The organism is Caballeronia sp. GAWG1-1 (assembly GCF_023631465.1).
Classification (GTDB): domain Bacteria; phylum Pseudomonadota; class Gammaproteobacteria; order Burkholderiales; family Burkholderiaceae; genus Caballeronia.
Genome location: NZ_JALQDB010000012.1, coordinates 54,703 through 70,269, shown reverse-complemented (window position 1 = coordinate 70,269; position 15,567 = coordinate 54,703). Strand labels below are relative to the sequence as shown.

16 protein-coding genes are annotated in these 15,567 nt (G+C 61.8%); 10 read left to right on the top strand and 6 right to left on the bottom strand.

Translation table 11 applies throughout. From position 1 onward, the window contains the following. Window positions 1-177: 177 nt before the first annotated feature. The 3 genes from NCT03_RS08110 to NCT03_RS08100 all read right to left on the bottom strand — a co-directional run bounded on the left by NCT03_RS08110 (window position 178) and on the right by NCT03_RS08100 (window position 3,647). Window positions 178-1,914, bottom strand: coding sequence for a ClcB-like voltage-gated chloride channel protein (locus tag NCT03_RS08110; RefSeq protein WP_244827804.1), 1,737 nt, complete (start codon window positions 1,912-1,914; stop codon window positions 178-180). A gap of 155 nt (window positions 1,915-2,069) precedes the next feature. Continuing rightward, window positions 2,070-2,873, bottom strand: coding sequence for an aldo/keto reductase (locus NCT03_RS08105; protein ID WP_250492451.1), 804 nt, complete (start codon window positions 2,871-2,873; stop codon window positions 2,070-2,072). Between the two features lie 48 nt (window positions 2,874-2,921). Then, window positions 2,922-3,647 carry a glutathione S-transferase gene (locus NCT03_RS08100; protein WP_250492450.1) on the bottom strand — a complete coding sequence of 242 codons (726 nt, stop codon included), beginning with the start codon at window positions 3,645-3,647 and terminating at the stop codon, window positions 2,922-2,924. Window positions 3,648-3,888: 241 nt separating this feature from the next. Here NCT03_RS08100 and NCT03_RS08095 point away from each other — a divergent pair, with 241 nt between their 5' ends. Further along, entirely contained in the window at window positions 3,889-5,127 is a 1,239-nt protein-coding gene (locus tag NCT03_RS08095) for a cystathionine gamma-synthase family protein (RefSeq protein ID WP_250492449.1), read from the top strand. Window positions 5,128-5,203: 76 nt separating this feature from the next. Here the strand turns inward: NCT03_RS08095 and NCT03_RS08090 are convergent, their stop codons facing one another. Beyond that, window positions 5,204-6,268 carry a YeiH family protein gene (locus NCT03_RS08090; RefSeq protein ID WP_250464556.1) on the bottom strand — a complete coding sequence of 355 codons (1,065 nt, stop codon included), beginning with the start codon at window positions 6,266-6,268 and terminating at the stop codon, window positions 5,204-5,206. A gap of 113 nt (window positions 6,269-6,381) precedes the next feature. Between NCT03_RS08090 and NCT03_RS08085 the strand changes: the two genes are divergently transcribed. The 8 genes from NCT03_RS08085 (at window position 6,382) to NCT03_RS08050 (ending at window position 13,979) form a co-directional block, all read left to right on the top strand. Further along, complete coding sequence (locus tag NCT03_RS08085; RefSeq protein WP_250492448.1) at window positions 6,382-7,269, top strand: LysR family transcriptional regulator; 888 nt, start codon at window positions 6,382-6,384, stop codon at window positions 7,267-7,269. Window positions 7,270-7,437: 168 nt separating this feature from the next. Next, on the top strand, window positions 7,438-8,208 hold the full coding sequence (locus NCT03_RS08080; protein WP_250492466.1) for a sugar phosphate isomerase/epimerase family protein: 771 nt from the start codon (window positions 7,438-7,440) through the stop codon (window positions 8,206-8,208). A 14-nt stretch (window positions 8,209-8,222) separates the two neighbouring features. Next, on the top strand, window positions 8,223-9,209 hold the full coding sequence (locus tag NCT03_RS08075; protein WP_250492447.1) for a sugar kinase: 987 nt from the start codon (window positions 8,223-8,225) through the stop codon (window positions 9,207-9,209). Between the two features lie 38 nt (window positions 9,210-9,247). Next, the gene (locus tag NCT03_RS08070; RefSeq protein WP_250492446.1) at window positions 9,248-10,531 is read left to right on the top strand and encodes an MFS transporter; all 1,284 of its coding nucleotides are present in this window, start codon (window positions 9,248-9,250) and stop codon (window positions 10,529-10,531) included. A gap of 106 nt (window positions 10,532-10,637) precedes the next feature. Further along, entirely contained in the window at window positions 10,638-11,609 is a 972-nt protein-coding gene (locus tag NCT03_RS08065) for a 2-hydroxyacid dehydrogenase (RefSeq protein WP_250492445.1), read from the top strand. A 118-nt stretch (window positions 11,610-11,727) separates the two neighbouring features. Beyond that, window positions 11,728-12,807, top strand: a complete 1,080-nt coding sequence (locus tag NCT03_RS08060) for a LacI family DNA-binding transcriptional regulator (RefSeq protein ID WP_250464700.1) — start codon at window positions 11,728-11,730, stop codon at window positions 12,805-12,807. Further along, window positions 12,808-13,599 (top strand): YhfC family intramembrane metalloprotease, encoded by a 792-nt coding sequence (locus tag NCT03_RS08055; RefSeq protein WP_244827813.1) that lies wholly within the window; start codon window positions 12,808-12,810, stop codon window positions 13,597-13,599. A 14-nt stretch (window positions 13,600-13,613) separates the two neighbouring features. Continuing rightward, the gene (locus NCT03_RS08050; RefSeq protein ID WP_250464566.1) at window positions 13,614-13,979 is read left to right on the top strand and encodes a DUF3022 domain-containing protein; all 366 of its coding nucleotides are present in this window, start codon (window positions 13,614-13,616) and stop codon (window positions 13,977-13,979) included. Window positions 13,980-14,364: 385 nt separating this feature from the next. On the opposite strand, the gene NCT03_RS08045 is transcribed toward NCT03_RS08050, so the two are convergent. Then, entirely contained in the window at window positions 14,365-14,793 is a 429-nt protein-coding gene (locus tag NCT03_RS08045) for a PGDYG domain-containing protein (protein ID WP_250492444.1), read from the bottom strand. Here NCT03_RS08045 and NCT03_RS08040 point away from each other — a divergent pair. Further along, window positions 14,785-14,958, top strand: a complete 174-nt coding sequence (locus tag NCT03_RS08040) for a hypothetical protein (RefSeq protein ID WP_250464571.1) — start codon at window positions 14,785-14,787, stop codon at window positions 14,956-14,958. The genes NCT03_RS08045 and NCT03_RS08040 overlap by 9 nt on opposite strands. Here the strand turns inward: NCT03_RS08040 and NCT03_RS08035 are convergent. Continuing rightward, window positions 14,955-15,473: a Spy/CpxP family protein refolding chaperone gene (locus NCT03_RS08035; protein ID WP_250492443.1), complete on the bottom strand. Its 519-nt coding sequence runs from the start codon at window positions 15,471-15,473 to the stop codon at window positions 14,955-14,957. The two genes, NCT03_RS08040 and NCT03_RS08035, sit on opposite strands and share 4 nt — an antisense overlap. Window positions 15,474-15,567: the final 94 nt, after the last annotated feature.

The window sequence follows — 15,567 nt, the reverse complement described above, 5'->3', positions numbered from 1 at the left end:
GCCGATACGTCCCTCGCGCACCGTTCGTGCGTGGATGCCAATGAAGCAGACCTCGCACGGGCGCAACGAGCGGTGCTCGCGCGCAAACACTTCGCGTGATTTCTAACTTATGAATAATCCGCTTTCACCCAGCGTTGCGGATGGGCATGCGCCGCGAAATTGCACAGCCGCGCACTTTCAGCGCTGCGTCGGATTCAGACGGAAGTATGCGTCGAGAAGAGAGGTTTTGTACACGACACCGAGCAGCAGCGGTTCGCTCTTTTTTTCGATGACAGGAAGCCGCTCGCCCTGAAACGCGAGGAAGTGCTGCAGTGCTTCGCCGAGCGACATGTCGGGTGTGAGCACGTCGAATTGCGGCTGGAGGTAATCGGCGGCGGTACGCGCGGATGTGTCTTGCTTGTCGAGAAGATCGGACGTGATGTCCTTGAGTGCGACCACACCGCGAAAGCGCCCCGCGTCATCCACGACATACAGATACTTCACGGGATATTCGAGGAACACGCGCGTCATGTCGTTCACGTTCGCATCGAGCGGGACGACGGTATCGGGCGGCTTGACGAGTTCGCGCATCTGCGTGGCCGCGAGGCGCAGACGCTCCTTCTCTTCGCGCGTGCGACGCAGGGTGACTTCGTACATCGACGTCTGCTCGGAGGTTCGGGCAATGAAATATGCCACCACGCACGAAAGCATGAGCGGCAACACCACCGAGTACGACAGCGTCATCTCGAAGATCATGAGGATCGCCATGAGCGGCGCGTGCGTGGCCGCGGCGAGAAACGCGCCCATGCCGACCATGGCGTAGGCGAATGGCTGTGAAGTCGAATGCGGCCAGATGGCGTGAACGCCGAGACCGAAGAGACAGCCAAGCACGGCGCCGACGAAAAGCGTGGGCGTGAAGATACCGCCTACCGCGCCCGAGCCCGCCGTCGCGGCGGTGGCGAGGAGCTTGAAGACGAGCACCAGCAAGAGCGCGGACCACGTCCATGGCTGATGCAGAAGCGAGTTCACCACTTCATAACCGTTGCCCCAGACTTCGGGCCACCAGATCGAAATGACGCCGACGATCAGTCCGCCGAGCGCGAGACGAATCGGCAAGGGCAGCGGCAACTTCGCAAAGCGCTTGCGCGACTCTGCGAGCAGCCGCAGGAAGTGTGGCGCGAGCGCGCCGCACAGCAAACCGAGCACGACGAAGAGCAGCACTTCGAGGCCCGCGATGGGCGGAAACACCGGCATCTGGTAAGGCGGCCGATACCCGGCGAACTCGCGCATCGTGATGTTGGCGACGACCGACGACACGACGATCGGCCCGAAGCTCTCCATGACCATGGAGCCCAGCACGATTTCGGTGACGAAGAACGCGCCCGCGATCGGCGCGTTGTATGCGGAGGTGATCCCGGCCGCCGCGCCGCACGCCACGAGCAGTCGCAGGCGCGGCGGATCGAAGTGGACCCAGCGTCCGATAAGCGATGAAGCGAGCGCGGCGAGCTGCACCATCGACCCTTCGCGGCCGATGGAGCCGCCGCTCGTGATCGTGAAAAGCGACGACAGGCTGCGCCAGATGCTTTGCCACACGGGCACGACGCCATCGCCGATGGTCACCGCTTCCATGTAATCCGTGTTCGCGTGCTTGTCTTGACGAACCCGTGCGACGATCAGACAGAAGCCCGCGATGAGACCGCCCGCCGCTGGCAACACGATACGCAGCGGCCACGGCAGGCTTTCGGCCATCTTGACGAAGTTGCCGGGTTCGCCGCCGAACGCCCGTTGCAGCGAATCGATGCCTTCACGAAACGCCGATGTCGCGAACGCGCCCGCAACGCCGACGACGACTGCCCAGATGAGCATGGTGTGCGCATCCGACAAACGGAAGAGTTGTTGAGCGCGCGTGCGCAGCCGAAGCAGGAACGAAAGCACGGATTGTCGTGGAAAGCTTAGAAGCAAATGGAATAAGGCCGACGCAAGGATAGCATTGCGCATCATCCGTCCACTTTCGAGCGCGCGAAAAAAGCCCGGCTATCGACGACAGCCAGGCTTTTCAAGTGATGCATCCAGCGCTTCGGTCTACGCGCTCACCACTTCGGCGCGAACGAAGGATTCGCGTTGCGCTTGCCTTCGTCGAGCTTGTCGATCTTAGCGATGTCGTCGACGTCGAGGTCGAGCTTTTGCGCATCCCAGTTGATCTGTTGATGCTCCGGATTCGTCGATGCCGACAGCACCACGATATCGCGCGCCAGAAGCCATGCGAAGGTCACTTGCGCGGGCGTCGCGCCGTGCTTTTTCGCGATGGCCTTGATGGTCATGTCGTTATGCGCGCGGCCTTCGCCGAGCGGCATATACGCGGTCACTTTCACGCCGAGCCGTTGAGTGGCTTCGACCAACGCGCGGTTCGCGAGGAACGGGCTCACTTCGATCTGGTTCGTCACAATCTCCTTGCCGCCCGGCGCCTCGAGCGCTTGTTCGAGCAGCGGCGCGGTGAAGTTCGACACGCCGTAATGACGGATGAGGCCGAGCTTCTGCGCTTCCTGAAACGCGCCAAGCGTTTCGGCGATAGGCACTGCGCTCTCGGGCGACGGCCAATGCACGAGCGCGAGATCGATCGTGCCGATATCGAGCTTTTCGTGACTGTCCTTGAGACTCGCGATCAGCTTGTCATGCTGCAGCCGGTCCCACCAGACTTTCGTCGTCACCCAGACGTCTTCGCGCGGAATGCCTGACTCGCGCACGCCCGCGCCGACGGCGGCTTCGTTGTTGTAGAACTGCGCGGTGTCGATATGACGAAAGCCGATCTGCAATGCGCTTCTGACGGCTTCGGTGGTCTTCGCGGCATCGACACGGAATGTGCCGAGGCCGAAGGAGGGAATCGTTTCGATCATGCTGGCTCCTTGTTTCGTTGAGGCGATCAGTGAACTCAGTAACGCGTCTTACTTCGCGTCCTGATCGAGTTCGGGATAGTGCCTGAAAATGCCGGATTCGTTGAACGGGATGCGCCGTTCCGAATCGACATAAGCGGCGATATTGGGCCGTTGCAGCACGGCGTCATGCAGCGCCGCGACACGCGGATAGTGCTTGCCGAAGGTCTTCATCGCGCGCGGGAAGGCGTAGTGCAGGCCATCGACGAGCTGAAAGACGGAGAGATCGACGTAGGTCGTCGTGTCGCCGACCATTTGCGTGTCGCCGTGCGGATTCTGCTTCAGCACGCGCTCGAAATAACCCATGAATTTGGGCACGCGCTGGTCCAGGAAATTTTTCGAGCGCGTTTTCGCGGCTTCTTTCTGGTCTTCGTAATAGAGATCGGTCGCGAGCGGATGATGCGTGTCATGCACTTCCGCGACGATATCCGCGATCGTCAACTGCAAGCCATGCGCAACGTAGCGCAAGCCTTCATCCTTCGGCGCGAGCTTCAGCTTCGGGCCGAGATACAGCAGGATATTCGCGACATGCGGCACGATCAGATCGCCGTCCTTCAGAAACGGCGGCGCGAACGGAATGTGCGGCTCGGTCTTGCTGCCGAGGTGCTTCATCATCGCGTCCATGCCTTTCTTCGAACGCGCGACATCGATGTATTCGGCGCCCGCGTCTTCGAGCGCGAGGCGCACATATTCGCCCCGGCCTTGCAATCCGTCCCAGTAATAGAGTTCGTAAGCCATGCGTGGGCTCCTTGTCAAACGTGCCGTGCTTTTGTCGCCATGCGCGGCGGATGCTTGGGTTGGCAAGTTAATCGCGTGCTGCTTGCCGCGCGGTCGAGCACGCGAACGAGTGTTCAGGCGAGCAACACGCGTACCCGCCTGGGGCCGTGGCGGCGCGGGCCGCGATGTAAAATGAATCCTTTGCTCGAGGGCCGATTCGCGATGCCCGTCAGAGAGCGAACGACTTCGAAGCGGAGAGAAGATGGACAAGCAAGGCTTCACCACTGGCATCGTACACGGCGATCGTGACGCGGGCGTCGAGCATGGCGGCGTGCGTCAACCCATCCATACGTCGGTTCAGTATGGCTTCGAACGCGTGGAAGATCTCATCGGCGTGTTTCAAGGCACGAAGAAGGGAGGGTTCAACTATGCTCGTCAGGGCACGCCGACCACTGCGGCGCTCGAGCGCAAGATCACGAAGCTCGAAGGCGGCGCGGGTTCCATCTGCTTCAGCACCGGCATGGGCGCAATCTGCGCGGTGTTTCTCACGCTTTTGCGCGCGGGCGATCATCTCGTGTCGAGCCAGTTCGTCTTCGGCAATACCAATAGCGTGTTCGGCACGCTGCGCACGCTCGGCATCGAAGTGACGGTGGTCGATGCAGGCGATGTCGCGAACGTCGCCAACGCGCTCAAGGCCAACACGCGCATGGTGTTCGTCGAGACCATCGCGAATCCGGGCACGCAGATCCCGGATTTGAAAGGTATCGGCGAACTGTGTCGCGAACGCGGGCTCGCTTATGTCGTCGATAACACCATCACGTCCGCGGCGCTTTTCAGGCCGAAGGATGTCGGCGCGAGCCTCGTCGTCAACTCGCTGACGAAGACGATTGCAGGACACGGCGCGGCGCTCGGCGGTGCGGTCACGGACACGGGCGTCTTCGACTGGAGCACGTACCCGAATATCGCGGATGACTACCGGCGCTCGCCCGCGAAGGAGCAAGGGCTTCTGCAAATTCGCAAGAAGGGTCTGCGCGACATGGGCGCGGCGTTGTCGTCCGAGCAGGCGCATCAGATTGCGCTGGGCGCGGAGACGTTGGCGTTGCGAGTCGGCAAGAGCAGCGATAACGCGCTCGCACTGGCGCAGTTCCTGCAGAAACACGAAGCGGTGGGTCGCGTGCTTTATCCGGGTTTGCCGAGTCATCCGCAATATGAAGTCGCGAAGAGTCTGTTCAAAAACGGCTCGTGGCTCTTGTCATTCGAGTTGCGCAATCCCGAACGCATGATCGACTTCGTCAACGCGCTGCAGATCCCGATCAAGGCGACCGGTCTTGGCGATACACGCACGCTCATCATCCCCGTTGCACCGACCATCTTCCACGAAGCCGGTCCGGACGTACGCCGCGCAATGGGCATTTCGGACGGCATGCTGCGCTTGTCGCTGGGTATCGAGGATATCGACGATCTCATCGCCGATTTCGAACAAGCGTTGAAGCACGCGTAAGCCGCGAAAGCGGGCTTCGAATGCAAAAAAGCCGTCGGTTCAGTCGACGGCTTTTTTGTGTCCAGCATCGATACGATCAGCCGAAAAGACGCTCCACGCCATACGTGATCGCAAGTCCACCGCCGATCAACCATGCATACAGAATCGCGCCGGTTGCAATCGCACGCGGACCCGCTTCGCGAATCTGCGCGATGCGCGTTTCCATGCCGAGTGCGGTCATCGCCATGGTGAGCGCGAAGGTATCGAGCGTGTTGAGCGTGCTGGTCGCGCTGGCGGGCAATACGTGCAGCGAATTCACCACCACGAGCGCGAGGAAGCCGAAGGCGAACCAGGGCACCGCGAGCTTGCCCGTGCCGCTTTGTGCGCTTTGATCATGACGCTTGCGATTGATCCAGAAGCCGACCACGAGCAGGACCGGCACGAGCAACATGACGCGCGTCATCTTCACGATAGTCGCGATATGCGCCGCTTCCGGGCTCACGTTGCTTGCCGCGCCAACGACCTGCGCGACTTCGTGAATCGTGCCGCCGAAGAAAAGGCCCGTGCCGAGCGTGTCGAGATGCAACCAGCCTGCGTGAATCGCGAGCGGATAGAGGAACATGGAGAGCGTGCCGAACAGGACCACGCTGCCAACGGCCATCGCGCTCTTGTGGGGCTTCGATTGCAAGGTCGATTCGAACGCGAGCACGGCCGCGGCGCCGCAGATGGCGCTGCCGGCGGCCGTGAGCAAGGCGGTATCGCGGTCGAGCTTCATGACCTTCATGCCGAACCATGTGCCGATGGCAAGCGTACTCACGACCACCAGCACAGATACCGCGAAACCCGACAGCCCGACGTGCGCGATTTCCTGCAGACTCACGCGCAGCCCGAAGAACGCCACCGCGATGCGCAGCAATTTGCGCGCGGAGAAGTTCACGCCCGCCGCCCAGCTTTCGGGCATGCCGTGGCGCAGCGCGTTGCCGTAGATCGTCCCCGCGGCAATGCCGACGATCAACGGGCTGATGCCCAATCCAGCGATGAACGGCAGCGCGGACAGATGCGTCACGGCTGCCGCAAACAGCGCGACGAACAGAATTCCGTTGAGCTGCCCACGCGTGGACGATGCTTCGGCGATTGACGGTGCGGCGGGTACGGCGGACATGGGGGCGTCCTTTTGACATTGCGTTGCGATGTGCTAATCCTAAATCACTCATATGCATATGAAAAATCGTGATTTAGGATGCAATGTATCGGTTGATCTGATATTTTTGCAGGATGACCCCGGATCAGCTGATAACCTTTGCTACCGTTGCCGAGCACGGCAATATCAGCCGCGCGGCTATTGCGCTGCATTTGTCGCAGCCTGCCGTGTCGGGGCAGCTTCGGCTTTTGCAGGACGAATTCGGCGAATCGCTCTATTTGCGCGACGGCCGGGGCGTTCGCCTGACCGCAGCCGGCGAACAGCTGCTCGTCCACGCGGAGCGTATGCGCGAGAGCTTCCGGCAAGCACACGCGCTGCGGGACGCGTTGCGCGGGCTCGAGCGCGGCACTTTGCGCATCGGTGCGAGCACGACGCCCGCGAGCTACCTGCTGCCTTATCTGATCGCCGCATTCCACAAGCGCTATCCCGACGTGACGCTGACGACCATCGACGGGAACACGGCGGAAATCGTCGCTGCGCTCGGTTCGCTCGATATCGCGCTCATCGAAGGCCAGCCAAGTGGCGAGTTGCCGTCGGGCACTACGGTGACCGCCTGGCGGGAAGACGAGATCGTGGCTATCGTTCCGCGCGGTCATCCGCTCGCCGAAAGGCAAGACGCCACGCTCGATGAAATCGGCGGCTATCCGCTCGTGCTGCGCGAAAGCGGCTCGGGCGTGCGGCAGATTGTCGAGCGCGCGTTCGCTCAGGGCAAGGTGGCCGTGCGCGTCGCGCTCGAAATCGCGGGCGTCGAGGGCGTCAAGGAAGCGGTGCGGGCGGGCATGGGTATCGGCTTCGTCTCGGCAATGTCGATCCGGCACGAGGACGGCATGCTGCAACGCGTACACGTCAGCCCGGCGTCGCTCACGCGCCGCTTTTCAATCCTGTTTCCTCATGCCGACACGCCTTCGCGTGTCGCCGCGCGCTTTCTCGAACTCTGCCAGGACGCCTCGATTCTCGGCTAGGGAATTCCACTATGGCGCAACGCGCACCGCCAAGAGCACTATTCGTCTTCATTGGGGCGCCGCGGCGTCCTTTTCAAACAGCAGTAATGGAACCGGTTCCAACCACTAGTTTTTGTCAGTTTTCAATGGAAAAGAGGCGTGATTTCATCTGATGTTTCAAAAATCGGCATGCGCCCGGATGTCGTCGTAGTCGCCAGCGCCTTCGGCTTGGACACGGTTCGCACCGATGGTCACGCGGTGTGCGCCGAAGCCGCCGCGCGCGCTGGCGCCCAGGGTTTCGAAGTGCGCCGCGAACTTTTCGCCGACGAATCCGATGCCAGTTTCGACGCGCTCTCGCGTCTCGGCGCGCGCATCCGCGCACTCGGTTTGTGGGCCGTCCACTCGACGCCCGCAACCTTGTTTCGCGACGATGGCGCTCTCGATGACAGTGCGCTCGCCCAGGCCATCGGCGAGGCGCATGCGCTGGGCGCGCGCATCGTGAAGCTGCAATTGGGCGGCACGGAACGCGGCGTGGCGACCGATGCGGCAACGCTCGATCGGTTGCTGAACGCGGTGGCGTCGTCGCCAGCGCGGGTGGTCGTCGAAAACGGCCAGTTGAAAGCGGGCGGCACGATCGGCGCGTTCGAGGCGTTGTTCGCGGCTTTGCCCGCGCAGGCGCAAGACGGGCTTGCGATGACCTTCGACACGGGCAACTGGCGCTGGCCGGAGCAAGACCCGCTCGATGCCGCCGTGCGTCTCGCGCCGCACGTGGCCTATATCCATTGCAAGGCAGTGACAGGCGAGGGCGCGCGACGTTTCGCCATAGCCCCGTCGCAAGACGATGCGCACTTCGCCGCGCTCCTCGCGCAATTGCCGCGTGACGTGCCACGCGGAATCGAATATCCCTTTCTCGACGCCGATGACGCCGCCGTTCAGGTCGCGTGTATCACGGCATTTTGAATACAAGGTACCGCATGCAATCACAACGAAACGCCCTCGACATCGTTACGTACGGCGAGGCGATGACCATGTTCGTCGCCGCCGAAACCGGCGATCTGGCAAAGGTCGGCCAGTTCACCAAACGCGTCGCGGGCGCGGATCTGAACGTGGCTATCGGGTTGTCGCGGCTCGGCTTCAAGGTGGGCTGGATGAGCCGTGTCGGGCGAGATTCCTTCGGTCAATACGTGCTCGATGTGCTCGCGGCCGAAGGCATCGATGCGCGCCGCGTGAGTATCGACGAGCGCTATCCGACCGGCTTCCAGTTGAAGGGCAAGTGCGACGACGGCAGCGATCCGGCAGTCGAATACTTCCGCAAGGGCTCGGCCGCAAGCCATCTTTCGCTTGACGATTACGCCGCTGATTACGTGCTCAACGCGCGGCATCTGCACCTGACGGGCGTGGCGCCAGCCATTTCCGCGACTTCGCGTGAACTGGCTTTCCACATGGCCCGCGAAATGCGTGCAGCAGGCAAGACTATTTCCTTCGATCCGAATTTGCGTCCGACACTCTGGCCGTCGCGCGACGCGATGGCGCAATCGCTCAATGCGCTCGCGGCGCTTGCCGACTGGGTGCTGCCGGGCGTGAGCGAAGGGTTGACGCTGACGGGCTACGAGAAACCCGAGGACATCGCGAAGTTTTATCTCGATCAGGGCGCGAAGGGCGTGGTCGTGAAACTGGGCGCATACGGCGCGTATTTCCGCACCGTCGATGGCGATGCCGGCATCGTGCCCGCGGTGCCCGTCGCGAAGGTCGTGGATACCGTCGGCGCGGGCGATGGCTTCGCGGTCGGCGTAGTGAGCGCGCTGCTCGAAGGCCGCGACGTGCGGCATGCAATCGCGCGCGGCAACCGCATCGGCGCCCTGGCGATTCAGGTGATCGGCGACAGCGAGGGCCTGCCCACGCGCGCCGCGCTCGACGTGCTCGAAGCTCAGGATGTGGGCGCTGCCCTCGACGCCGCGTGATCCTCAGAGACTCAATCGAACTGTGTTCGGAGACAACCATGCAAGCATCTTCAACCCCGACTCTCGCCGTGCGCCGCTGGTGGATGATCATGCCGATCGTCTTCATCACGTATAGCCTTGCGTATCTGGATCGCGCGAACTATGGCTTTGCGTCGGCGGCGGGCATCAATCAGGATCTGGGCATCAGCAAGGGACTGTCGTCGCTGATCGGCGCGTTGTTCTTTCTCGGCTACTTCTTCTTTCAGATTCCGGGCGCGATCTACGCCGAACGCCGCAGCGTGAAGAAGCTCGTCTTCTGGAGCCTGATTTTATGGGGCGGTTGCGCCGCGCTGACGGGCATGGTGAGCAACATACCGTCGCTGATGGCGATCCGCTTCGTGCTCGGTGTCGTCGAAGCGGCGGTGATGCCCGCGATGCTCGTCTTCATCGCGAACTGGTTCACCAAGTCGGAGCGTTCACGCGCGAATACGTTTCTAATTCTCGGCAATCCGGTGACAGTGCTGTGGATGTCGGTCGTCTCGGGCTATCTCGTGAATTCGTTCGGCTGGCGGCACATGTTTATCGCCGAAGGTTTGCCTGCGGTGGTGTGGGCGGTGATCTGGTGGTTCATCGTGAAGGACAAACCCGCGCAGGTGACGTGGCTCACGGACGCGGAAAAGCGCGATCTCGATGCCACCTTGCGCGCCGAGCAAGCGGCGATCAAGCCGGTGAAGAACTATGGCGAGGCATTCAAGTCTCCCGCTGTCATCAAGCTGTGCGCGCAATACTTCTGCTGGAGCATCGGCGTGTATGGCTTCGTGCTCTGGCTGCCGTCCATCCTCAAGAGCGGCTCCACGCTCGGCATGATCGAGACGGGCTGGCTTTCCGCAGTGCCTTATCTCGCCGCGACCATCGCCATGCTGCTCGCTTCCTGGGCCTCCGACAAACTGCAGGCGCGCAAGGCCTTCGTATGGCCATTCCTGCTGATCGGCGCGGTGGCGTTCGCGGGTTCGTATCTGCTTGGATCGAACCACTTCTGGGCTTCGTACGTCTTGCTCGTTATTGCAGGCGCGGCGATGTATGCGCCTTATGGGCCGTTCTTCGCGATCGTGCCTGAACTGCTGCCGAAGAACGTCGCGGGCGGTGCCATGGCGCTCATCAACAGCATGGGCGCGCTCGGTTCGTTCGTGGGTTCCTATGTCGTCGGATACCTGAACGGGGCCACTGGATCGCCGGCTGCGTCATATGTCTTCATGAGCGCCGCCTTGCTCGTGGCCGTGGCGTTGACGCTGGCCGTGAAGCCGCCAACGGTTGTGAGTCCGCGCGTCGCCGTGGGGTCGTGATGTCCAGAGCTCCAGAGCGCTGCCGCTGTCTATGCTTTAATGGAAAGCACGAACGTAGCGGCCGTCATCCACTCTTACCATGAGCCTGCAAAGGCCTGAAAACTCCATGAGCCGAAAGAAAATCGTAGCCTACAAGTCCTTGCCATCCGATGTCGAAGCGTACCTTCGCGAGCATGCGGACGTCGTGCATGTCGATCCGGCCGATCATGATGCATTCGTCGCGGCGCTCAAGGATGCCGACGGCGCCATCGGTGCGAGCGCGAAGATCACGCCCGCGATGATCGAAGGCGCGACGCGTCTGAAGGCGCTTTCGACGGTCTCGGTAGGCTTCGATGCGTTCGATGTCGACGACCTGACCAAACGCGGCATCGTGCTCACGCATACGCCTGACGTGCTCACCGAATCGACCGCGGATACGGTCTTCGCATTGATCCTCGCCAGCGCGCGCCGGGTGGTCGAACTCGCGGAATGGGTCAAGGAAGGGAACTGGAAAGCGAGCCTGGGCGAAGAAGGTTTTGGCGTGGATGTGCAGGGCAAGACGCTTGGTATCGTGGGGCTCGGTCGCATTGGTGGCGCGGTGGCAAGACGCGCGTCGCTGGGCTTTCGCATGAACGTGCTTTACACGAATCGCAGTTCCAACGAGCAAGCAGAGAAGGACTACGGCGCGAAGCGTGTCGAACTCGACGACCTCCTTGCGCAATCCGACTTCGTGCTTCTGCAAGTGCCGCTCACGGCTCAGACGCGTCATATCATCGGCGCGGCGCAGCTCAAGAAAATGAAGAAGAGCGCAATTCTCATCAACGCATCACGCGGACCGACCGTCGATGAAGCGGCGCTCATCGACGCTCTCAAAGACGGCACGATTCGCGCGGCAGGCCTCGACGTGTTCGACAAGGAACCGCTGCCCGTCGATTCGCCCTTGCTCAAGCTGAAGAACGTCGTCGCGTTGCCGCACATTGGCTCGGCCACGCATGAAACGCGTCACGCGATGAACCTCAACGCCGCCGAGAACCTCATCGGCGCGCTCGATGGCACGCTCACGCAGAACATCGTGAATCGCGAAGTCCTCAAGCGCTGAACGCGGATCGGATCGCCGGGCAGCCACGATGCGCTAACATGCGCATGCCGAGGCCAACGACAACGATGTCGATACCGCTCGCCCGATGTCGGGCGTTCGTCAAGCCATCACGACCACCATGTCCGACGATCCCACTTCAAGCAACCGGCCGCGCGTTTTCGGGGCGCGCCGCGCGACCATCACCGATGTCGCGCGCGAAGCCGGCACCGGCAAGACCAGCATCTCGCGTTATCTGAACGGCGAGACGGGCGTGTTGTCGCCCGATTTGCGCGAGCGTATAGAGGCGGCTATCGCGCGGCTGGACTATCGACCGAATCAGATGGCGCGCGGCCTGAAGCGCGGGCGCAATCGACTGATCGGCATGCTGCTCGCCGATCTGACCAATCCGTACTCCGTCGAAGTGCTGCAAGGCGTGGAAGCCGCGTGCCATGCGCTCAACTACATGCCGCTCATCTGTCACGCGGCCAATGAAGTCGACATGGAGCGGCGTTATCTGCAACTGCTTACGACGTATCGCGTCGAAGGCGTGATCGTGAATGCGCTCGGCGTGAAGGAAGCGTTGTTGCAAGGCTTCACGCAAGGCGGTATTCCGGTCGTGCTGGTCGATCGTTCGGTGGAAGGCATCGTTACCGATATGGTCGGGCTCGACAATCCGGCGGCCGTTGCACTGGCAACCGGACATCTCATCGATGAAGGCTTCGACGAATTGCTCTTCATCGTGCAGCCCGTCACGCATGTCAGTTCGCGGCGTTTGCGCGAGGCCGCGTTTCGCGAAAGCGTGAGCGCGCGTGCTGCAAACGGCGCGACGCTCGTGATCGATCTCGCCGATGCGGCATCCACGCTCGAAGAAATCGATCGGCGCATCGAAGGTGCGCGCGCGGCGAACCGGCGCGTCGCGTTGTTCGCGGCGAACGGTCCGGTGGCTCTGCGCGTCGCGGTGCATCTCAAGGAACGATACGGCGCGGACTGGCAAGCGGGCGTCGCGCTGATGTCCATTGACGATTCCGAATGGGCGCAACTCGCCGGCATGACGACGGTGCGGCAGCCGACTTACGATATCGGCCGACGCGCGGTGGAGTTTCTTCATGAGCGGCTCGGCGGCGCGGTCATGCCGCCACGCGAATGTCTGTTGCCGGGAGAACTCGTCGTGCGCGCATCGACGACGAGAGCGAGACACGAAGCATCACAAGGAACCTGAATGGTCAGTCTATCGACGTTGCTGTGCGTCGGATTCGCCACGCTCATCATCGCTGCATTGCCGGTTGTGTTGTATAAGCTCGCGAGGCCGCGTTTTCAGCTCGTGCCGCGCGAGGCGATACTCGGCATTGCCGTGTTTGCGCTTTTCGCCATGGTGATCGAGCGCGCGCTGCATGGCTTCATGCTGGGCAATCCGGCCACGTCCGCGTGGCTGATGAATCCCGCGGTCTTCGTGGTCTATGGCGCCATCACTGCGGGCCTGTGCGAGGAAGTGGGCCGCTTCCTGGCGATGAAGTGGCTCATCTCGCGCGAGCCCGGCGCGCTCGATCGTCCCGGTCCGGCGCTCGGTTACGGCATCGGACATGGTGGCGCGGAGGCGTGGATCGTCGGCGTGCTCGTACAGGCGCAATGGATCGTGTATGCGATCCTGGCCAACAACGGTACGCTCGATGCGCATTTCGAAAGCGCGCCGCTCGATGCAGTAGCGCGTATTCACCTGGTGCTGATGAGTCTCTCGCCTGTGTCGGCGGCTATCTTCGTGGTCGAGCGGGCGAGTGCGTTTGCCTTCCAACTCGGCTTCTCGGCACTGATGTGGCAGATGCTGCGCGAACGGTCGCGTCATGCGCTTGGCGTGCTGATTGCGGCCCACGCGCTCGTCGGCATGCCGGCCGCGCTCTTTCAAGCGCGCCTGATTCCGCTCGCCGCCGCCGATGCCGTGTATCTCGTGCTCGGCGTGATCGTCACCGTGGCGCTCGTGCGCTACTATCGCGCCGCAGTCACGCGCCAATCCTGATTCATCGAGTACCCATGGACGACTACCAATACGACTGCCCGAGCGCGGACATCGACATGCTTGCGCACGTCATCAGCGATCTTTTCCCCGAGCAGACGCAATTCGCCGAGCGCCTCGACGACGAAGGCCGTACCTCGCTGACGATTCATTACATCGCGATGCGTTTCGGTTCGACGGCGCGGCGCATTGCCATCGACGTGCGTTTCGATGCTGCCGCGCTGGCACGGTATCGAGCCATGCCGGTGAGGATGCATGCTCGAAGCTATGCAGTGTTACGTGCCTATGTGGAGGCGACGCTGGGTTCGCTGGAAGAAGCATACGCGAATGGCGAGGCGGTCCCGCGGCAGCTTGAAATCGAGATGGGAGAGGATTTCGCGTGAAGGGGCAGGTTGTCTTCTGTGTGCCGACAGGTTGCGTTTTGTATTCGAGATTTGAGCGAGGTGGGACGGAATGGGCGATTAATTCAGATGCGAGTTGGCTGTTCGCTTTCGCATCTTGCACCCGGATGTGCGTGCGCTATGCGGCTGTCCGCGTCGGATGCGGCTATCTGAATTCTGTATGCCACGCCTTGGCATTTCGCATACAAAGTCTGCGTGGATTTATTGAACCTGGTTGAGGCTGTCTTCGGCATACGTGCGATTTGAATTCCGTATGCCACGCTCCCGCACTTTGCTTTCTCATCCGCGTGATCTGCACGCTCGTTGAGGCCATCCCCGTCAAACGCAGCAACTTGCATGCTGCGTGCCGCGTCCCTGCATAGCGCCTTCAAACTTCGCGATAAACCTTGGCGAAGCGTGCCGCCTTCACGACGCCATAGTCGCCCGGCGCATACTGCATGACCCAATCGCCCGCGTCGCCGGTGAGCACGTCGCCATCGTCTGACCGCGCGATGGAAAAAGGCTCATGCATCTCCCGCGCAAGAACCACGCTCGGCTTGTTGCGGTAGGTTCCAGCCTCGCCATGCGCGATGCCGCCTTCCGGCACGTACTTGGGATCGAACCGGTCACGCGACACGACCCAGCGTTCACCCGTCGCGCCAGTGACGATAGCGTCATCGGGCGCATAGCGATTCGGGCCTTCCAGGCTCATCAGCTCGCCAGGCGCAGCGGCGAATTCCACGGTCACGGCTTCGTCCTTGACGACGCGGCGCGCGGCAGCATCTGTTGTGAGATCGAGGCGGGATAGATGGAGCATGATTGGTCGGCCAACGCGGTTGCGGTGCGGGATCGTAACGGCAATCGGATGATTTTGCATCCAGAATACGAAAAACCCGCTTCGTTCGCCATGATGACGCCCGATGCGGGTTTTGGCAAAGCCGCCGAATGCCAAGCATTCAAGCGCTTACGCGCTGCGGCTTAAGGCTTCGTCGTCGATGCCGGTTGTGCTGCGCCCGCGCGCGACGGATGACGAGCGCGTGCATTCTTTGCGCGATCATGATGCTCTTGACGGAAGCTCGTATCGGCAAGCTTCTTCTGCTCCGGCGAAAGGCTTGCGTAAAGCGGCTCGAAAGCCTCGACCAGGCGTTTCGTGCCGTCTGCATTGGCCTGCGTGATCTGCTCGTATTGCTTCATGTCATCGAGCGCGGACATGGTGTCGCGTTGTGCAACGCGTTGGCGGTATAGATCGCCCACCGTGTGCGCGTTGTCGCGCATCACGTCGGCGAACTTCGACCACTGATCTTCCTGCTGCGATGTGATCTTGAGGCTTGCATGCAATTGGGCGATACGTTCTTCCACGCGAGCTTCGCGCTTCGTGGCGCCGGGCGCCGATGCCACCGTCGTGGCGGAGGCAGATGCCGCGGAGGGCGCCGCGGTCTGTGCGAACGCGGCGCTAAGCATGCAAGATGCCGCCAGTGCTAAAAATGTTTTTTTCATTCCGAAACCTTAGTCGAATTAAGAGAAAGCGCGCTTGCTGGTTGATCTCAGTCAAGGCAGAAACGTCGTCGGCGGTTATTAGTAACACGCCTGC